Source organism: Nocardiopsis sp. NPDC006832, from assembly GCF_040635885.1.
Classification (GTDB): domain Bacteria; phylum Actinomycetota; class Actinomycetes; order Streptosporangiales; family Streptosporangiaceae; genus Nocardiopsis.
Genome location: NZ_JBEYLC010000070.1, coordinates 1 through 19,164, shown reverse-complemented (window position 1 = coordinate 19,164; position 19,164 = coordinate 1). Strand labels below are relative to the sequence as shown.

19 protein-coding genes are annotated in these 19,164 nt (G+C 70.4%); 12 read left to right on the top strand and 7 right to left on the bottom strand.

Annotated elements, in window-relative coordinates; all coding sequences use genetic code 11:
• Positions 1 to 23 precede the first annotated feature (23 nt).
• Both ABZ717_RS24535 and ABZ717_RS24530 read right to left on the bottom strand, forming a co-directional pair.
• Positions 24 to 1,376, bottom strand: coding sequence for a glycosyltransferase family 4 protein (locus ABZ717_RS24535; RefSeq protein WP_358514425.1), 1,353 nt, complete (start codon positions 1,374 to 1,376; stop codon positions 24 to 26).
• A 153-nt stretch (positions 1,377 to 1,529) separates the two neighbouring features.
• Positions 1,530 to 2,540 carry an MBL fold metallo-hydrolase gene (locus ABZ717_RS24530; protein WP_358514423.1) on the bottom strand — a complete coding sequence of 337 codons (1,011 nt, stop codon included), beginning with the start codon at positions 2,538 to 2,540 and terminating at the stop codon, positions 1,530 to 1,532.
• Between the two features lie 355 nt (positions 2,541 to 2,895).
• Between ABZ717_RS24530 and ABZ717_RS24525 the strand changes: the two genes are divergently transcribed.
• On the top strand, positions 2,896 to 3,528 hold the full coding sequence (locus tag ABZ717_RS24525) for a TetR family transcriptional regulator (RefSeq protein ID WP_358514421.1): 633 nt from the start codon (positions 2,896 to 2,898) through the stop codon (positions 3,526 to 3,528).
• Positions 3,529 to 3,540: 12 nt separating this feature from the next.
• On the opposite strand, the gene ABZ717_RS24520 is transcribed toward ABZ717_RS24525, so the two are convergent.
• Positions 3,541 to 4,923 (bottom strand): sigma-70 family RNA polymerase sigma factor, encoded by a 1,383-nt coding sequence (locus ABZ717_RS24520; protein WP_358514419.1) that lies wholly within the window; start codon positions 4,921 to 4,923, stop codon positions 3,541 to 3,543.
• 121 nt (positions 4,924 to 5,044) lie between these two features.
• Positions 5,045 to 6,043, bottom strand: coding sequence for a quinolinate synthase NadA (gene nadA / locus ABZ717_RS24515; RefSeq protein ID WP_358514417.1), 999 nt, complete (start codon positions 6,041 to 6,043; stop codon positions 5,045 to 5,047).
• A 111-nt stretch (positions 6,044 to 6,154) separates the two neighbouring features.
• Between nadA and ABZ717_RS24510 the strand changes: the two genes are divergently transcribed.
• From ABZ717_RS24510 to ABZ717_RS24485, 6 genes are all read left to right on the top strand, one after another.
• Positions 6,155 to 6,883: an NUDIX domain-containing protein gene (locus ABZ717_RS24510; RefSeq protein WP_358514415.1), complete on the top strand. Its 729-nt coding sequence runs from the start codon at positions 6,155 to 6,157 to the stop codon at positions 6,881 to 6,883.
• A gap of 27 nt (positions 6,884 to 6,910) precedes the next feature.
• Positions 6,911 to 7,585 (top strand): HAD family hydrolase, encoded by a 675-nt coding sequence (locus tag ABZ717_RS24505; protein WP_358514413.1) that lies wholly within the window; start codon positions 6,911 to 6,913, stop codon positions 7,583 to 7,585.
• Positions 7,586 to 7,749: 164 nt separating this feature from the next.
• On the top strand, positions 7,750 to 8,865 hold the full coding sequence (locus ABZ717_RS24500; RefSeq protein ID WP_358514411.1) for an ABC transporter ATP-binding protein: 1,116 nt from the start codon (positions 7,750 to 7,752) through the stop codon (positions 8,863 to 8,865).
• A complete protein-coding gene (locus ABZ717_RS24495) occupies positions 8,862 to 9,650 on the top strand; it encodes an ABC transporter permease (RefSeq protein ID WP_358514409.1) in 789 nt (262 codons plus the stop codon). The genes ABZ717_RS24500 and ABZ717_RS24495 overlap by 4 nt, the downstream gene beginning before the upstream one ends.
• Positions 9,647 to 10,327, top strand: a complete 681-nt coding sequence (locus tag ABZ717_RS24490) for an ABC transporter permease (RefSeq protein ID WP_358514407.1) — start codon at positions 9,647 to 9,649, stop codon at positions 10,325 to 10,327. The genes ABZ717_RS24495 and ABZ717_RS24490 overlap by 4 nt, the downstream gene beginning before the upstream one ends.
• 20 nt (positions 10,328 to 10,347) lie before the next feature.
• Positions 10,348 to 11,253: an ABC transporter substrate-binding protein gene (locus ABZ717_RS24485; RefSeq protein ID WP_358514405.1), complete on the top strand. Its 906-nt coding sequence runs from the start codon at positions 10,348 to 10,350 to the stop codon at positions 11,251 to 11,253.
• A gap of 4 nt (positions 11,254 to 11,257) precedes the next feature.
• Here the strand turns inward: ABZ717_RS24485 and ABZ717_RS24480 are convergent, their stop codons facing one another.
• On the bottom strand, positions 11,258 to 12,253 hold the full coding sequence (locus ABZ717_RS24480) for a LacI family DNA-binding transcriptional regulator (protein WP_358514403.1): 996 nt from the start codon (positions 12,251 to 12,253) through the stop codon (positions 11,258 to 11,260).
• Between the two features lie 156 nt (positions 12,254 to 12,409).
• Between ABZ717_RS24480 and ABZ717_RS24475 the strand changes: the two genes are divergently transcribed.
• From ABZ717_RS24475 to ABZ717_RS24455, 5 genes are read left to right on the top strand one after another with little or no spacing between them, the layout of a single operon-like run.
• The gene (locus ABZ717_RS24475; protein ID WP_358514401.1) at positions 12,410 to 12,973 is read left to right on the top strand and encodes a TRAP transporter small permease; all 564 of its coding nucleotides are present in this window, start codon (positions 12,410 to 12,412) and stop codon (positions 12,971 to 12,973) included.
• Positions 12,970 to 14,244: a TRAP transporter large permease gene (locus tag ABZ717_RS24470; protein ID WP_358514399.1), complete on the top strand. Its 1,275-nt coding sequence runs from the start codon at positions 12,970 to 12,972 to the stop codon at positions 14,242 to 14,244. The genes ABZ717_RS24475 and ABZ717_RS24470 overlap by 4 nt, the downstream gene beginning before the upstream one ends.
• 29 nt (positions 14,245 to 14,273) lie before the next feature.
• Positions 14,274 to 15,269 (top strand): DctP family TRAP transporter solute-binding subunit, encoded by a 996-nt coding sequence (locus tag ABZ717_RS24465; RefSeq protein WP_358514397.1) that lies wholly within the window; start codon positions 14,274 to 14,276, stop codon positions 15,267 to 15,269.
• A 47-nt stretch (positions 15,270 to 15,316) separates the two neighbouring features.
• Complete coding sequence (locus tag ABZ717_RS24460) at positions 15,317 to 17,179, top strand: TIM barrel protein (protein ID WP_358514395.1); 1,863 nt, start codon at positions 15,317 to 15,319, stop codon at positions 17,177 to 17,179.
• Positions 17,180 to 17,184: 5 nt separating this feature from the next.
• Positions 17,185 to 18,060, top strand: coding sequence for a shikimate dehydrogenase (locus ABZ717_RS24455; RefSeq protein WP_358514393.1), 876 nt, complete (start codon positions 17,185 to 17,187; stop codon positions 18,058 to 18,060).
• Between the two features lie 54 nt (positions 18,061 to 18,114).
• Here ABZ717_RS24455 and ABZ717_RS24450 read toward each other — a convergent pair whose 3' ends face one another.
• A complete protein-coding gene (locus ABZ717_RS24450) occupies positions 18,115 to 18,615 on the bottom strand; it encodes a flavin reductase family protein (RefSeq protein ID WP_358514391.1) in 501 nt (166 codons plus the stop codon).
• Positions 18,612 to 19,164 (bottom strand): S49 family peptidase (locus tag ABZ717_RS24445; RefSeq protein ID WP_358514389.1); only part of this gene is annotated, 553 nt, incomplete at its 5' end. The genes ABZ717_RS24445 and ABZ717_RS24450, both read right to left, overlap by 4 nt.

Genomic DNA, 19,164 nt, shown 5'->3' with positions numbered 1-19,164 from the left:
CTCCCTAGGGATGGTGCTGCGGGTCAGGCGCCGTTCGCGCGGGCCCGCACGGGCGCGGGGCGGTGGTCCCCGTCGGGGGTGGTCCCCTTGACGGCGGTGATGGTGGAGGCGTAGCGCTGCGCGGTGAGCTCGGCGACGGCCTTCCAGGTGAACCGTTCCTGGACGCGGCGCCAGGCGGCGGCGCTCATGCGCTCACGTTCGGCGTCGTCGTCGAACAGGGAGGCGAGTTCGGCGGCGAGGAGGTCGGGGTCGCCCGGGGGGATGAGGCGGCCGGCGTCGCCGTCGGTGCCGACGACCTCGGGCAGGGCGCCGGCGTGGCTGGCGATGAGCGGGGTGCCGCAGGCCATGGCCTCGACGGCGGGCAGGGAGAAGCCCTCGTAGAAGGAGGGGACGACGGCGACCTGCGCGCCGGCGATGAGGCGGCCCAGTTCCTCGTCGTCGATGCCGCTGACGAACTCGATGCGGTCGCGCAGGCCGAGTTCGTCGACGAGGCGGTCGGTGGGGCCGCCGGGCCGGGGCTTGCTGACGATGGTCAGGGTGACGTCGCGTTCGGTGGCGAGTTTGGCGGCGGCGCGCAGCAGGACGGTGACGCCCTTGAGGGGGCTGTCGGCGCTGGCGGTGCACACGATGCGGCCGGGGGTGCGTTCCACGTCGGGGCGCGGGTGGAAGTAGCGGGTGTCCACGCCCAGCGGGGTGACCTCCATGGCGGTGGGGTCGACTCCGAACTCACGGGTGATGTCGTCGGCGGAGGACTGGGAGGGTACGAGGATGGGGTCCAGGCGGCGGGCGACGCGGGCCTGCATCTTCACGAATCCGTACCAGCGTCGCTTGGAGAGCTTCTGTAGGCCCTTGGCCTCGGCGATCTCGATGCGGCGGTCGACGCTGATGGGGTGGTGGATGGTGGTGACCAGGGGCAGTCCGGCGGACTTGATGCCGAGCAGGCCCCAGCCGAGGGTCTGGTTGTCGTGGACGACGTCGAACTCGTCGAGGCGGCGGCGGAGTTCGCGGTTGGCGCGCAGCGAGTAGGTGAGCGGTTCGGGGAACCCGGCGGTCCACATGGTGGCGACCTCCAGGACGTCGATCCAGTCGCGCCATTGGCGCAGGGGTGGGGCGACGAAGGGGTTCGCGTCGTTGTACAGGTCGAGGGAGGGGAGTTTCTCCAGGGTGACGCCCTCGTCCAGGACCGGGTAGGGCTGGCCGGAGAAGACGGTGACCTGGTGCCCGAGCGCGGCGAGTTCGCGCGACAGGTGGCGTACGTAGACGCCCTGTCCGCCCACGTGCTGTTTGCTCCGGTACGACAGGAGGGCGACGCGTAGGGGGCGGCGTTCGCCGGACGGCTTTGGGGTCGGTCCCGTGCTTGTGCCCGACTGGGTCAAGAGTCCACCTCTTCGTTGGGTCGCGTGCCCGGTAGTCGCCGTTCGTCCTTGGCCGCCGTCGGGTCCGTTTGGGCGCCCCCATATGTTACTCGCGAGTTCACTCGGGGTCGGCGCCGGGCTTCGGCTAGGGGGATCCTATTCCGGGTGGTCGATTCAGGTGGTGGTGGCCCACCGGGGGAGCTCCGTCGAACCGTCCCGCTTGGCCAGACCGCGCTCCTCCAGGGTGCGAAGGTGCGCGGCGGTCTCGGAGGCGGCCATGTGCCGGGCCAGGATCCGCATGTCCTCCCAGGGGCGCCGCCACTCCAGGCCGGAGGTGAGTTCCCACAGGGTGGTGGGGCCGCGGTCGAGCAGTTCCGCCATCCGGGTCAGGCGTTCCTCGTGGTGGTCGGTGATCGCTCGTGTGCGCTCGGGCAGCCCGGTGAAGCGCTCCTCGTGTGAGGGAAGGCATAGCAGTCGCTCGGCGTCGGGCAGGCGTCCGGTGCGGGCCTGGGAGGCCAGGAAGTCGCCGAGTGGGTCGCCCTCGGGGGCGTCGAGGGGGAACTGGCCCACGTGCGGGGTGATGCGCGGCAGGACGTGGTCGCCGGTGAACAGCAGGCCCCGGTCGGCCAAGTGCAGGCACAGGTGGCCGGGGGTGTGGCCGGGTGTCCACACGGCGCGCAGGTCCGAGCCGGGCGTGTCGACCCGCTCGCCGTCCTGGAGGGCCAGGTCGGGGGTGGCGGGAGACTGGAAGACGGTGGGGGAGGCGCGGAAGGCGTCGATGTCCTCGGTGGGGAACCCGGCGCGGGTCATCTGCGCGATCATCGTGGCGGCCCTTTCCTCCTGGCCGTGTCCCGCCTGCCTGGCCAGGATGGCGATGTCCCGGGGGTGCATGGCGATCCAGGCGTCGGAGGCTTCGCGTAGGCGGCCGGTCAGGCCGGAGTGGTCCGCGTGGAAGTGGGTGATGACGGCGCCCCGGACCTGGTCGACGCGGTGACCGGCCAGGGCCAGGCCGTCGACCAGGGCCGACCAGGAGTCGTCGTGGTTCCAACCGGTGTCGATGAGGACGGGGCCACCGGTTGTCGAGAGCACGTAGACGTAGGTGAAGCCGATCGGGTTGTGGGGGACGGGCACCGGGATGCTCCAGAGCCCCTCGCCCAGGTCCTCGACCGGGGGAACCTCGCGCATTGTGGGACGGCCTTTCCGCTGGAAACCGAATCACATTCGATTCTAGGGAAGGGGGTCTTGGGACTTTTGGGCGGAGTGCGACCAAAGCCGGACGATTGCGGTCCAGCCTCTAGGTGTTCGACGAAGTAGAACATATTCTACCTGGCCGGGCGATCGACCCGAAAATCTCTACCACGATCTCGTATTACCTCTGCCACGTCGGGCGATGAGGTGCGGATCATGGGTTCGAACGGCTGCCTGAGAGGGAAAGCGTTAGATAACGTGTTCTCATGACGGTCGGCGATCTCACGCCGGCCTTGAGGCGGCTCTCGGCCACCGCGTTCGCGGTGGACCGATGACGAAGGGGAGAGACCCAGTGGCGGTGCAGGCACCGATCGGAACGATGACGCGGAATCAGACACAGCGTCGCCGACGTATCGTCCAGACCGCGGCCGCCCTGGCGGTGCGTGGCGGCGTCGAGGCGATGCAGATGCGCTCGGTGGCCGAGCGCGCCGGGGTCGCCCTTGGCACCCTCTATCGCTACTTCCCCTCGAAGATGGACCTGGTCGTGGCCGTGGTCACCGAGGAGCTGGACCTGCTGGAGGGCGGTATCGTCCGCCGGCCGCCCACCGCCGACACCGCCGCGGGGCGTGCCGTCGACGTGCTGTTGCGCGCCACCCGCGGACTCATGCGAGAGCCCGAGCTGGCCGACGCGCTGGTGCGTTCGCTGATCATGGCCGAGGTCAAGATCGAGCTGGACGTGCGCATCACCGACCTGGTGTGGCGGGTGGCCACCGGCAACCTCGTCGCGGCCCGTCCCGCCGACACCGTGGAGGAGACCACCTCCGTGGACGAGGTGGACCGGGACGGTATCGAGTACGTCCTGGCCGGATCGCTGACCAGCGTGTGGATCTTCGAGCTGGTGGAGGTGCTCAAGGGCCGGCGCGACGTGGAAGAGGTCGAACGGCGACTGCACGTGACCGCCGAACGCCTCCTCGTCTCCTTCTGATCCTCGCCCGGGTCACTCCTCGCCGAAGAACAGCCCGAACAGCCCACCGAGCAGGCCTGTGGAGCCACCGCCCGGCTCCTCGCCCTCGGGTTCCTCCTCGGGGGCCTCGTCGTCCGCGGGCGGCGCCGGCGGAGCGGTGTCGTCCTCGTCCTCCGGGGCCTCGGGGTGGCCGGGTTCCGGTTCGGGATCCCGCCCAGGGTCGTCCTCGGGCCCTTGACCGTCCTCGGGATCGGCGGGGCCCTCGGGGCCGTTCGATTCCGGTGCGGTGCCCGTGGTCGACTCCGGGGAGGGAGCCGAGGGAGTGGACTCGACCTCGGGCGAGGGGTCGACACCGGGCTTGTTCTCGGAGGCGGTGGAGACCGTCTCCACCTTGGAACCGTCGTGGCCGCGGCCGGTCTCGGCGGGGCCGGCGTCGATCGTGGTCGGGGGAGCGCCCGCCATGCCGGCCCACCACCACAACCCCAGGGCCACCGCCACCGTGGCCAGCCCGGAGACGGCCGGCAGCGGCCAGCGCCTGCGCTCGGGTGTGGGCAGCGGCGCGCGCGTGTTCTCGTGGAGCGGTTGGTCCCGGGTGGTGATCCGATCGTCGGGCAGGGGACGCGGAGTGATGGGGGGTGCCTGGACCAGGGTCTCGTCCACCTCCTCGCCCTCGTCCTCGATCGCGAAGACGCCGGTGACGCGGGCGCGGTGGACCGGGTAACCGTCCTCGGTGAGCGGTTGCAAGGCGGCGGCGATCCGCTTGCGTTCCTCGGCGGCCTCGGGGGCCAGGCAGGTGTGCACGACGCGTTCGCGTAGTCCGGGCGGGGCCCCGGGCGGGCGGAGCAGGGCCAGCGCGGAGGAGACCTGTTGGATCTGGTCGCGCCGGTTGGGGGTCGCGCTCTCCTCGGAGTCCTCCGAATCGTCCTGCCCGGGCAGTCGGTTCAGGCCCTCCGCGGCGCGACGGATCGCCGAACGGGACAGTTCGTCACAGATCCGCGGTTCGAGTCCGAGTACTCGGGCGACCGCGGAGGAGGGCAGCGCGTGGCGCAGGTTCAGCTCGACGAGTTCGCGGTGGCTGGCGGGCAACCGGGAGAACATGCGCGCGACCGGGGTCTCGGCGGGCACGGTGGCCAGCCGAGTGTAGGGACAGGTGTGCGCGAAGCCGCGGCGTTGGCAGGCGGCGCGCACCAGGGCGTAGAGCCAGGGGCCGCGATCGGCCGGGTCGCGGAGCTTCCTCTCCAGTACCACTCCGGCGACGAGCCCTTCGTGGACGGCCTCGGTGACGGGGTCCTCCGGATCGCCCGGGGTGCCACCACCGAGCAGGGACCACGCGTATCGGTAGAGCGCCTGCGCGTATGCGTCGTGGAGCTCCTCGACCGGTGCCGCCGCTTCGTCTCTTTCGTTACCTCTGGTCACGATTCCCCCCCCGCTGTCTGTGGTGACGGTAGCGAGGGGAGAACCGTGGCGTGCGGGAATCGATCAGCTGTGTCCTGAAGGTGAGACTTCTGTTACCCGACCCGTGGGGGCGGGTGTGTCCTCACTCTCCGCCGCGCGAGGGCTGACCGATCGCGACCATGCGTTCCACCGAACGGCGGGCGCGCTCGGAGGTCTCGGGGTCGACCGTGATCTCGGTGGTGCCGTGGCGCAACGAGTTCAGCAGCTTGTCCGCGTCGATCATCTTCATGTAATGGCACTCGGCGCGGGAGTTGACCGCCTCGAACTCCGTGTTCGAGTTGACGTTGCGCAGCTGGTGCAGCATGCCGGTCTCGGTGGCGATGAGGACCTTGGCGGCGCTGGTGTTCTCCGCGGCGGTGAGCATGCCGCCGGTGGACAGGACCTTGACCCGGTCCTCGGGGACGGCGCCGCTACCGACCAGGTAGAGGGCGGAGGTCGCGCAGCCGCACTCGGGGTGCACGTAGACCTCGGCGTCGGGCTCGGCCGCCACGCGTTCGCGCAGGGTGTGACCGTCGATACCGGCGTGCACGTGGCACTCGCCCATCCACACGTGGATGTTGTCGCGACCGGTGACCCGCTTGACGTGGGCGCCCAGGAACTGGTCGGGGAGGAAGAGGATCTCCCGATCCTCCGGGATGGACCTGATGACGTCGGCGGCGTTGGAGGAGGTACAGCAGATGTCGGTCTCGGCCTTGACCGCCGCGGTGGTGTTGACGTAGGCGACCACGACCGCGCCCGGGTGCTGGGCCTTCCAGTTCCGCACGTCCTCGGCGGTGATGGTGTCGGCCAGCGAGCAGCCCGCGTTGGGGTCGGGCAGCAGGATGGTCTTCTCCGGCGCGAGGATCTTGGCGGTCTCGGCCATGAAGTGCACGCCGCAGAACACGATGGTGCTCGCGTCGACGCTCGCCGCGAGGCGGGACAGGGCCAGTGAGTCACCGGTGTGGTGGGCCACGTCCTGGATTTCAGGGCGCTGGTAGTTGTGCGCGAGGATGACAGCGTCGCGCTCCTCCGCCAGGCGGCGGACCTCGGCGGCCCATTCCTGCCTGGTCATGGTGTCCGCCGTCGCGGTGACCGTTGCCATGTCCTACTACTTCCTCGAGGCTGTGGGCTCGGCGTGCGGGCGCCGTGCCGTGGGAGGGCGGTGTGGATACCAGGTTTTCGTCTGGCAGGCACAAACCTGTTGCAGCTTAACATGACCGAGAACGGAAGGGACAGGGTGGATATCTCGGAGGTAAACGGACAGGCCACGCTCTCGGCGCACGAGGCGCTAGCGGTCGTCCTCCAGATCCGCGCGGGCGAAGTGTGCGTCCTGCTGTGGCGACGGGCCCTACCGCCCTGTGAGGGGGAGTGGGCCCTGCCCGGGGGCAGACTCGGAGCGGAGGAGGACCTGGGCGCCTCGATCCGACGACAACTCGCCCAGAAGGTCGACGTTCGTGACCTGAGTCACCTCGAACAACTGGAGACGCGCAGCGAACCCCGACGCGACCCGCAGCGGCGCACGCTGGCCACCGCCTACCTGGGTCTGGTCCCCGCGGACATCGACCCGGTCGTGCCCGACGACACCGACTGGCATCCGGCCTCCGGCCTGCCCCCGATGGCCTTCGACCACGCTTCGATCGTGCGTTCGGGGCGGCGGCGCCTGCGCTCCAAGCTCGGCTACACCAACGTCGGTTTCGCGTTGGCTCCACCCGAGTTCACCATGTCGGAGCTGTCCGGCTACTACCGGGCCGCGCTCGGCCACGACGTGGCCGCCACCAACCTGCGCCGGGTGTTGCTGCGCCGAGGGCAGATCGAGGAGACGGGGCGTTCGGTGCCGTCGGGTCGTTCGGGCGGCCGTCCGGCGGCGTTGTTCCGGTTCCGGACCCGCGAGATGGAGGTGACCGACGCCTTCGCCGTCCTGCGCCCGCCCGGCCAGGCCTAGGTCCCGTTCTGGGTACACTCCCTGATCGTGGCAATTCGTACTGTGGTGTTCGACGTCGGCGAGACCCTGATCGACGAGACGCGCATCTTCGCGCGCTGGGCGGACCGTTTCGGGGTTCCGCACATGGCTTTCTTCGGCACCATCGGCGGCGTCATCGCCTCCGGGGGCACCCTCACGGACGGTTTCCGTCTGCTGGTCCCAGGATTCGACCTGGCGGCCGAGAGCGCCCGATGGCGCGAGGAGGACCCCGAGGGCGAACGCGAGCACTTCGGTGAGGGCGACCTGTACCCGGACGTACGCCCGGCCCTCGACACCATGCGCGAGGCCGGGCTGGGCCTGGTCATCGCGGGCAACCAGCCGGTCGAGGCCGGTGCGGCGCTGGCGGCGATGGACCTGCCGGTGGACGGCATCGGCATCTCCGACGTTTGGGGCGTGGCCAAGCCCCACCCCGAGTTCTTCGACCGCACCCTGGACCTGGTGCGCGAGAACGTCCCCGACATCGCGCCGAGCGAGATCCTCTACGTCGGCGACAGGGTCGACAACGACGTGCTGCCGGCGCGGGCGGCCGGCATGAGCACGGCCCTGCTGCGCCGGGGCATCTACGGCTACCGGCACGCGGCCGACCCGCGGGCGCGACGAGCCGACGTGATCGCCGACGACCTCCACCAGCTCGCCCGATGGGCCGCCCGGAACGCGGGCTGACCACCGAAACGGGAGATGGAGGACACGGGCGCGATTCGGTCACGGGCCGCGTCGCAGCGGTTTGTCCACAGTGTGCTCGGGTAACGTCGCTACGGTCTCGGACCGGCCGCCGCCCCCCCGGCACCGCCGCCGGTCGGCATCGCCCCGCCCCCGAAGGAGAGCCCATGATCACGTTCGAGGGCGCCGCCAAGATCTACCCCGACGGCACCGTCGCCGTCGATGAGCTGGATCTGACCCTGGAGACCGGACGGACCACGGTCTTCGTCGGTCCTTCCGGCAGCGGCAAGACCACCTCGCTGCGGATGATCAACCGCATGGTCGAACCCACCAGGGGGACCATCCGGGTCGACGACGTGGACATTCGTCAACAGGACCCCGCGAAGCTGCGCCGGTCCATCGGCTACGTCATCCAACAGGCCGGGCTCTTCCCGCATCGCACCATCCTGGACAACATCGCCACCGTCCCGTTGCTGCTGGGTTGGCGCCGCTCCAAGGCCAGGGCCAGGGCGACCGAGCTCATGGAACTGGTCGGGCTCGAACGCTCCCAGGCCAAGCGCTATCCCCACCAGCTCTCCGGCGGCCAACAGCAAAGGGTGGGGGTCGCCCGCGCGCTGGCCGCCGACCCACCGGTGCTGCTCATGGACGAACCCTTCAGCGCGGTCGACCCGGTGGTGCGCACGAGCCTGCAGGACGAACTGCTGCGGTTGCAGCAGGAACTGCACAAGACGATCGTGTTCGTCACCCACGACATCGACGAGGCCGTGCGTCTGGGAGATCGGATCGCCGTCTTCCGCCCTGGTGGGACGCTCGCCCAGTACGACACCCCCGAGCGGCTCCTCGCCGAACCGGTCGACGACTTCGTGGAGTCGTTCGTCGGTTACGACCGCGGGGTGCGTCGCCTGTCCTTCTTCCCCGCCGGCTCTCTCACACTGCGCCAGGACGTGGTCTTCGACGCCGAGGACCGGGTGGAACGGGCCCGTGACGCCGTCGTCTCCGACGGTGAACCCTGGGCACTGGTGGTGGACGAGGGGCGCTCGCCCCTGGGCTGGGTGAGCGCGCGTCAGCTCAACGAATCCCCGGCCGGGGTCACCCTGGGGTCGTTGGGGCTCACGCCCTACGGGCACATCTTCAACGTCGCCACCGACTCCCTGCGCGCCGCGCTGGACGCCGCGGTCCTCTCGCCCGCCGGTCGGGCGGTGGGCGTGGACACCGATGGGGCGGTCCTGGGCGTGGTCTCCCAGGACGACCTGGGCACCGCGATCTGGTCGGTGAGCGAATGATCGCGGCCTACGACTGGGTCGGCGGGATCGTCGATTGGGCGGTCGCCGACTGGAGCCATCCGGGAGAGCCGGACCGCGGCATCCTGGCCCGGTTGCTGGAGCACATGCGTCTGTCGTACGTGTCCATCCTCATCGGCCTGGCCATCGCGCTGCCGCTGGGCCTGGCCTGTGTGCGTTGGAGACCGGTCTACCCGCCGGTGCTCACCGGGGTGAACGTCCTGTACTCGGTGCCCTCCATCGCCCTGTTCTTCCTGATGCTGCCCTACACCGGGTTCAGCGACTGGACGGCGATCATCCCGCTGGCCCTGTACACCCTGGTGATCCTGCTGCCCAACGTGGTGGACGGGCTGCGTCAGGTACCCGAGCACGTGCGCCAGGCCGCCGTCGCCATGGGTTTCGGACCGTTGCGTCGTCTGGTGTTCGTGGAGGTGCCGGTGGCGGTCCCGGTGATCATCGCCGGGTTGCGGGTGGCCTCCGTGGCCACCATCAGCATGGTCAGCGTCGCCTCCCTGGTGGGACTGGGCGGGCTGGGACAGCTGATCGTCAGTGAGGGTTTCCGCCGCCAGTTCGACGCCCCCATCGTCGTGGGCATCGTCCTCACGGTGGCGCTCGCGCTGGTCACCGACGCGGTCCTGGTCATCGCCCAGCGGTTGCTCACCCCGTGGGCGCACGCCGGCAAGGGTCGGCTCGCCCGCAAGCGGGCGGCCCGCGCCGAGGCGGCGGCCGCCGGCGGCGACGCCGCGGTCGGCTCCGGCACCGTTTCCGACCACAGGGAGTCGCCGTGAACGTCCTGACCCTGTTGGTCGAGTGGTTCAGCGACCCCGCCCAGTGGACCGGGTCCGCCGGCATCCCCGTGCGACTCGGTGAACACGTCTACTATTCGCTGCTCGGGCTGCTGCTTTCCACCGCCATCGCCGTACCGGTGGGGCTGTTCACAGGGCACACCGGCGTCGGCGGGTTCCTCACCACCAGCCTCGCCAACTTCGCCCGCGCCCTGCCCACCATCGGCGTGCTGTTCCTCATCGTGCTGCTGGCCGGGATCGGTCTGGTCCCGGTGGTGTGCGCGCTGGTCGCCCTCGCCGTCCCGCCCATCCTCGTCAACACCCACGAGGGGGTGCGGGGGGTGGACCCCCGGCTGAGGGACGCCGCCATGGGCATGGGCATGCGCGGTCGCGAGGTCCTGTTCAAACTCGAACTGCCGGTGGCGACCCCCCTCATCCTCCTGGGGATGCGCACCGCGGCCGTGCAGGTCGTCGCCACGGCCACCATCGCCGCCTACGTGGGCGTGGGCGGTCTGGGCCGCTACATCGTGGACGGGCAGGCCCGCCAAGACCTTTCCATGCTGCTGGGCGGCTCCGTCCTGGTGGTGGGGTTGGCCGTGGTCACCACACTCCTGTTCGCCGGGCTGCGGCGTCTCCTCGTCGCCCCGGGGTTGCGGGCCGAGGCCGCCGCCGAACGCTGATCCGAAAAGAGGCATCTGACATGAGCAAGAAACTCGCCCTGACCGGGCTCCCCCTCGTGCTTCTCCTGAGCGCTTGCGGTGGCAGCGATCCCTTCGAGGAGGGTGGTGACGCCGAGGGCGGCGAGGGCGGTGACGCCATCGTCGTCGGGTCCGCGGACTTCCCCGAGAGCACCCTGCTCGCCGAGGTCTACGGTCGTGCGCTGGAGGCCGAGGGGGTGCCGGTGGACTACCAGCTCAACATCGGCAGCCGCGAGGTGTACTACGACCAGATCGAGGCGGGGGCGCTCTCGCTCTTCCCCGAGTACAACGGCGCGATCCTGGCCTACCTGGACGACGAGGCGCCCAGCGCCGACTCGGAGGAGACCAACACCCTGCTGGAGGAGGCTCTGCCCGAGGGCCTGGAGATCCTGGCCTCCTCCGAGGCGGAGAACAAGGACTCGGTGACCGTCACCCGGGAGATCGCGGACGAGTACGACCTGGCGGCCCTCCCCGATCTCGCCGACGTGGCGGACGAGTTGGTGCTGGGCGGGCCGCCGGAGTTCGAGACCCGACAGCAGGGGGTCATGGGCCTGGAATCGGTGTACGGGGTGGAGTTCGGCGAGTTCCGTTCGCTGGAGGTCGCCCTGCTCACCAAGGCGCTCACCGACGACGACATCCAGGCCGCCAACCTGTTCACCACCGATCCGCAGATCGTGGAGGAGGGGTTCGTGGTCCTGGAGGACCCCGAGAACCTCTTCGGCGCGCAGAACGTCACCCCGCTGATCAACTCCGAGCAGGTCGACGAGACCGCCCGGGGGATCATCGACGAGGTGTCGGGCACCCTCACCACCGAGGAGCTGACCGAGCTCAACAAGCGGATCGTCGTCGACAACGAGAACGCGGCCGACGTCGCCCAGGAGTGGCTGCGGGAGCAGGGCCTGGCCTGAGTCCTCACCCCGGGGCCGGTCCAGTGGAGCCGCGTACCACCAGGTGCGCGGGCAGTACCACCTGTCGGGGCGGGGTGCCCGGCCGGGTGACCCGCTCCAACAGCAGTTCCACCGCCATGCGGCCCGCCTCCTCGTGCGGTCCCGCCAGTGTCGTGAGCGCCGGCACGCAAAGGTCGGCGCCGAAGATGTCGTCGTAGCCCACCACACTGCGTTCGCGCGGCACGTCCAGGCCCCGTTCGGCCAGCCGTCGCAGCACACCGATGGCGAGCAGGTCGTTGTGCGCCACCAACGCGGTCGCTCCGTCCACCAGGGCCGCGTCGGCGGCGGCCGCCCCGCTCTCCATCCTGGGTGAGAACGGGCCCAGGCGGGTGGCGCGCAGCCCACGCCGGCCCGCCATCGCGCTCAGCGCCCGCCACCGTTCGGCCGCGTGCCAGGACTCCTTGGGTCCGCTGAGGTAGACCAGGGATCGGTGCCCGAGCGAGGCCAGGTGTTCCACGATCTGTCGGCTGCCGGACCCGTCGTCCACGGTCGCGCCGGGCAGCCCCTCGATCCGCCGGTTGACCAGGGCCAGGTTGTGCTCCCGGGCCAGTTCCACCGTGGTCCGCTCGCTCATGCGGCCCGCCGCCAGCACGAACCCGTCCACCGAGAGTTCCAGACGTTCGATCTGGCGGCGTTCATTGTCGCCGGACTCCTCGGTGTTGCTGAGTATGAAGGTCAGCCCCGAGGCGTTGGCCCGCCGCTCCGCGCCTCGGATGGTGCCGAAGAAGTGCGGGTTGGTGATGTCGGGGACCAACAGCGCGACGGTGGCGGTACGCCCCGACTGCAACGCGCTGGCCAGGGGGTTGGGCCGGTAACCGAGCCGTTCGGCGACGGTGAGGACGTGCTCGCGGGTGGCGGCGTTGACCCGCCGCGGGTTGCTGAAGGCGCGGGAGACCGTGGAGGCGGCTACCCCGGCCTCCGCCGCGACGTCGTAGACGGTGCTGCGCTTGGCGGGACTCATGTCCCCATTTGTAGGGCCGATGGCAACTTTTGGCAATCGCTTGCCATTCCTCTCGGAGGAAACCTAGAGTTCACGAAAACGAAATGAGACCCCGGTCACTCAGGGGTCTGACCTGTGCTGATGCGCCCCTCCGACGTTGGGACTGGAGCCTTCCGGATGACCGACCCCCTCAGGAACGACGGAGGCGAGCCACCCCACTCGCGTCCGGCGACGATTCGGTGGCTGGAGGCCGCCGAGCTGCTCGTCGGTGGCCTCCTGCTCCTCATGATCTTCGCGTTGATGCTCGTCCAGGCGTCCCAACGCCACCTGCCGATGGACGGCTGGGTCTGGGTCGGCGAACTCGCCCGTTTCGGGTTGGTGTGGCTGGCCTTCTCCCTGGCCGGATACCTGGTGGGCCGCGACGACCACATCACCCTCAAGCTCGTCGACTTCGTCGCCAAGGGGTGGGTGATGCGCGCGGTGTGGATCCTGGCCAACCTCGTCGTGGCCGCCACCTGCTTCTCCTTCGCCCTGGGCGCCGCCGACCAGGTCTTCGGGCCCTCACCCCAGACCACCCCGGTCCTCGAAATCCCGCTGACCTGGACGTACGTCATCCCGATGGTCGGACTGGCCCTGGCCGCGCTGCGCGCCCTGCTCAACGCGGTCCTCCTTCCCGGACCGCCCGAACCCGAAGTGCCCCCGACCGCACCCGCCGACACCCCCGAGGAGCCCACCCGATGAGCGCCGGACTCGTCCTCCTGGGGATCGTCGTGCTGCTGGCGGTGCGCGTCCCGATCGCCTTCGCCATCCTCGCGCCCTGCCTGGTGTACATGGCCTCCACCGGACAGTCCAGTGGCCTGGCCCTGCGCACCGCGGCACAGGAGATCAACAGCTTCCCCCTGCTCGCCATCCCCCTGTTCATCATGGTCGGCGTCGCCGCCAACCACACCGGCATCGCCGATCGCATCTTCGCCTTCGCCCAGGTCCTCCTGGGTCGGGTGCGCGCCGGGCTCGGCTACGTCAACATCGGTGTCAGCGTCGGGTTCTCCTGGGTCAGCGGCACCGCGCTCGCCGACGTCGCCGGCATGGGCAAGATGCAGGTGCCCGCGATGACCGAGCGCGGCTACTCGCGCCGCTTCGCCCTCGGACTCACCGCGGCCTCCAGTCTGATCAGCCCGATCATGCCGCCCAGCATTCCGGCGATCGTCTACGCCTCGGTGGCGGCGGTCTCCACCGCGGCGCTGTTCGCGGCCGCGGTCGTGCCCGCCTTCCTCGTGGCGGCGGGGCTGGCCCTGGCCGTCTACCTGTGGGGGCGCAAACGCCCCGAACTGGTGGGGGAGAAACCCACCTTCGCCGAGGCGCGCACCGCCACCCTGAGGGTCATCGGGCCGCTGGGCGCCCCGGTGATCCTGCTCGGCGGCATCCTGGGCGGCTTCTTCACCCCGACCGAGGCCGCCGCCGTCGGTGCCGCCTACGTGCTGGCCCTCGGCTTCCTCTACCGACGGCTCGACCCGCGCTCGCTGTGGCGGATCATCGTGGAGACCGCCACGACGACCGCGTCGATCGCGATCGTCCTGGCGGCGTCGGGTCTGCTCGGCTGGGTCTTGGCGCGTGAACGCGTCCCGCAGGACATCGCGTCCTTCCTCCTGGGCCTCACCGAGAACCCGATCGTCTTCCTCGTCCTGGTCAACGTGGTGCTCATCCTCATCGGCACCGTGCTGGAACCCATCGCCGCCCTGATGATCACCGTGCCCGTGCTGCTGCCCATCGCCGTGCAGTTCGGCGTGGACCCCGTCCACTTCGGGGTGATCGTCATCGTCAACCTCATGATCGGCCTGCTCACACCACCGATCGGCGGGGTCCTGTTCGTCCTGGGCTCGGCCACCCGCACTCCGATGCACGAGGTCTTCCGCGGTACCGGGCCCTTCCTCGTCCCGCTGCTGGTGGTGCTGGGCCTGCTCACCGTCGCCCCGGACCTCGTCCTGTTCCTGCCCAGGTACCTGGGCCTTTGACCCCGCACACCGAAACCAGGGAGTACCCCATGCGACACCCCCACCGCTGGACCGTCCTCGTTCCGGCCCTCGCCCTCGGTCTTACCGCCTGCGGCGGCTCCGGCGACTCCGACGCCGACGTCACCCTGTCCTTCGCCAACAGCTACACGAACGATCACCCCCATACCCGCTGCGGCATCGACCTGGTCGCCGAACGCGTCGAGGAGGCCGGGGTCGGGCTCGCCGTCGACACCTTCCCCAACAGCCAACTCGGCGACAACACCGAGACGTTCGCGTCCGTGATGTCGGGCGACATCGACATGGACGTGCAGGGTTCGGCCGCGCTCGGCTCGGCCCACGAGCCCATCGGCATTCTGGACGCCGCCTACGCCTTCGACGACGTCGACCAGATGTTCGACTACTTCGACTCCGAGGACTCCACCGCGCTCAAGAGCGACTTCGAGGAGACCACCGGGGTCAAGATCCTCGACGTCTGGTACTTCGGCGACCGTCACTTCACCGCCAACCAGCCGATCCGCACCCCCGACGACCTCGACGGACTGAGGATGCGCTTCCCCGACTCCCCGATCTACCTGGCCAACGCCGAGGCCATGGGGGCCACGCCCACCACCGTCGCGTTCGAGGAGGTCTACCTCGCCCTGCAACAGGGCACCGCGGACGGCCAGGAGAACCCGATCCCCACCGTGTCCGCGGACAGCTTCGACGAGGTCCAGAGCCACATCAGTCTCTCCGGTCACCAGGTGGGCTCCCAGATGATCGTCGTCTCGGGTGAGAACTGGGAGGGGCTCGACGAGTCCCAGCAGGACGCCCTGCAAACGTCGGTCAGTGAGGTCCGTGAGGAGAACCGCGCCTGCGTCGAGGAGGCCGAGGCCGAGATCGTCCAGGACTGGGCCGACAACGGCACCATCGAGGTCGTCGACGACGTGGACGTCGACGCCTTCCGTGAGCAGGTCCGCGCCTACTTCGCCGACAACCTCGACGCCGAGCAGCACGAGCTCTACGAGTCCCTGCACGCCGGATCCTGACCCGCGGGGTCCGTACACGAGCACGAGAAGAAAGGCAGGGAACACCCATGAGGCGTTCCATCGCCACGGTTTCGTTGAGCGGAACCCTGGAGGAGAAGCTCCGGGCCGCCGCCGGCGCCGGGTTCGACGGCGTCGAGATCTTCGAGAACGACCTGATCTCCTCGCCGCTGAGGCCACGCGAGATCCGTGACCTGGTGGCGTCGCTCGGCCTCGGGACCGATCTGTACCAACCGTTCCGGGACTTCGAGGGGGTGGCCGATGACCGGGTGGAGGCGAACCTGCGCCGCGCCGAGGCCAAGTTCTCCCTCATGGTGGAGCTGGGCGCGGACACCATCCTGGTCTGCTCCAACGCCTCACCGGACGTCGTGGACGACGACGCCCGGTCCGCCGCCCAGCTGCGGCGACTGGCCGAGACCGCCGAACGCTACGGGATCCGGGTCGCCTACGAGGCACTGGCCTGGGGTGGGGCGGTGAACCGGTACGCGCACTCCTGGCGGATCGTGGAGATGGCCGACCACCCTTCCCTGGGGGTGTGCCTGGACAGCTTCCACATCCTGTCCAGGGACGACGACCCGGCGGGGATCCGAGACATCCCCGGGGAGAAGATCTTCTTCCTGCAGCTCGCGGACGCCCCCCGGATGGCCATGGACGTGCTCCAGTGGAGCAGGCATTATCGGTGCTTCCCCGGGCAGGGCGGGTTCGACCTGACCGCGTTCACCGACCACGTCCTGGCCGCCGGGTACACCGGACCGCTGTCCCTGGAGGTCTTCAACGACGTGTTCCGTGCCTCGGACGCGCGGCGCACCGCGGCCGACGCCATGCGCTCGCTGTCCCTGTTGGAGGACTCGCTGGGACGCGACCCGGATGGGCCGCGCCCGAAGGTGGAGCCGTCCCGCCTCCCCGCACCCGTCCGTCCCTCCGGGTACGCGTTCGTGGAGGTCGCCGCCGGGGCCGCGTCGGCGGGGCGGGTGCGCACGATCCTGTCGGCGTTGGGCTTCGCGCACACCCACGACCACCGTTCCAAACCCGTCCAGCTGTGGCGCCACGGTGACGCGCGCGTCCTGCTCAACTCCACCGATCCCAGGCTGGGGCACACCTGGGGCGGAGCGGCGTCCGTGACCGCGTTGGGCGTGGCCGTACCCGACCCGGAAGGGGCGGTGGAGCGGGCCGGTCGACTGCTGGCCCCGGCGCTGCCCCGTCGCCGGGACCCGGCCGAGTCGGAGTTGCACGCGGTCGCCGCCCCGGACGGCACCGCGGTGTTCTTCTGCGCGGAGGGGGAGGGCGGGCCGGACTGGACCGCGGACTTCTCGGCGCCCGCGCTCCATGACCGGGTCGAGGGGACGTCCTCCGGGGCGGCCCACATCGACCACGTCGGCCTGTTCCAACCGTTCGACCACTTCGACGAGGCATCGCTGTTCTACCGTTCCCTGTTCGGGCTGACCCCCGAGGAGAACGTCGAGATGGCCGCGCCGGACGGGCTGGTGCGCAGCCGCGCCCTGGCCGGCCGGGGCACGGGACCGCGTGTGGTCCTCAACGTGTCGGTCCTGGGGCGAGGACCCGATGGCGGCGCCGAAGGGGGAGCCCAACACCTGGCCTTGTCCTGTGACGACGTCTTCGCGGTCGCCGAGACGATGCGCGCCGCCGGTGTGGAGCCCCTGCCGATCCCCGACAACTACTACGACGACCTCGCCTGCCGTACCGACCTGCGCCCCGACACGCGTGAGCGCATGCGGGAGAACGGCGTCCTCTACGATCGGGACGACGACGGCGAGTTCTGGCACTTCTACACCGCCACCGTCGACGGGCGCCTGTTCTTCGAGGTGGTCCAGCGGATCGGTGGATACGACGGGTACGGGTCCGCCAACAGCGCCGTGCGCATGGCCGCGCAACGGTCGGAGGCCGGGTGCTGACGGGGATGAGCGACGACGTGCGGGAGCGGTCCTTCCTGGCCGGGTTGATCGGTGCGGGGATCGGGCCTTCGCTCACCCCGTCCATGCATGAACGGGAGGCCGCCAGGCTCGGGCGCCGTCTGGTCTATCGGACCATCGACATCGACCGGTTGCGGCTGGCCCCGGAGTCCGTGGGCGAACTGGTGGAGTCGGCGCGACGCCTGGGGTTCGACGGGCTCAACATCACCCACCCGTGCAAACGGCTGGTGTTGCCCTTCCTGGACGGTCTCTCCGCGGAGGCCGCCGCCCTGGGCGCGGTGAACACCGTGGTCTTCGGGTCGGAGGGGGCCGTCGGGCACAACACCGACTGGTCGGGGTTCGCCACGGCACTGCGCCACGGCCTTCCCCAAGCCCCCAGGGAGCGGGTCGTCCTGCTGGGGGCGGGGGGCGCCGGCGCGGCCGTGGCCTACGCCCTGCTGCGGACCGGCACCCGGCGACTGACCGTGGTGGACACGTCGGCCGCGAACGCGACCGCCCTGGTCGAACGACTGTCCGGGGTGTTCCCCGAAGCGGAGGTCGGGACGACGGAACCGGCGGACCTGCGGGTCGGGCCGATCGAGGCCGACGGGTTGGTCCACGCCACCCCCACCGGGATGGCCGACCACCCCGGGCTGCCCCTGGACCCGGGACTTCTGCATCCCGGGGTATGGGTGGCCGACGTGGTCTACCGGCCGCTGCGCACCGCGTTGCTATCGGCCGCCACCGAACGCGGTTGCGCGACCCTGGACGGCGGCGGGATGGCGGTCCACCAGGCCGGTGACGCCTTCGCGCTGATCACCGGTCTCACTCCGGACCCCGAGCACCTGACCGCCCACTTCCGGGCCCTGGTCGCCACCGAGTGAACGAACGGCGGGCGGGGCCGCCCGCCCCCGCCCGCCGTCGACCGTGGTCGACGCTCAGGGCTTCACCGAGTGGTAGCGCCCGCCCCAACGCACCATCGCGGGGCCGGGGCGGTCCGTGCCCACCTCCGGCAGGCCCACCACGTCGGCGAAGAACACCGTGTGGTCGCCGACCTCCACCTTCTTCCGCACCGAGCACTCCAGGGCCGACAGGGCCTCGTCCAACACGATCGCCCTGGTGTGCTCGCCCCGATGGTGCGGCTGCCCCGACACCAACAGACGGGCGCTGGGGCGGCCCTCGGCGGAGAACCGGCCGGCCAGGGCGCGCTGGTCGGCCGAGAGCACGCTCACCGCGAACGCGCCCACCTCCGCCACGACCTCGGCCACGTACCCCTCCGAGTCCACGCTCAACATGACCACCGGGGGGTCCACCGACACCGACACCAGGGCGCTCACCGTCGCCCCGATGTCGTCACGTCCGTCCGCGATGGTCACCACCGTCACCCCGGTCGGCAACATCGCCATGGCGCCCAAGTAGGCGCCACCGTCCACGCTCAACGGATCTCCCACGTCCCGGGCATGCTCAGGGGGCCGGCGGTGGGCAGACCCAGTCGGGCCGCCACGTGCTCCAGCGGACCCCAGGCGCTCAGAACGGTCTGCGGCTCCGTGGCCATGTCCTCACTGGACTCGTGCGGACGCAACCGGTCCAACGGGTGGGTGCGCGGGAACGAACGCACCGGCAGCGCACCGGCCCCGGCCTTGTCCCTGGCCAGCCGCACCGCCGTCGCCACACCGCCCAGCTCGTCGACCAGGCCGCGCTCCTTGGCGTCGGCGCCGGTCCAGATCCGGCCCCTGGCGACCTCGTGGATCTCGTCCCAGGTCTTTCCGCGGGCGGCGGCCACCTTGGTGACGAAGTCGTCGTAGATGCTGTCCAGCAGGAGGTTGATCCGTTCCCACTCGGACTCGCTGAAGCCCTTCTCGGAGTCGAACATCGCGGCGTGCGCGCCCTGGCGCACCGAGTCCGAGGTGATGCCGAAGCGTTCCTTGAGGGCGCCCAGGACCGGCTTGCCGGTGAGCACGCCGATGGAACCGGTGATGGTGGCGGGC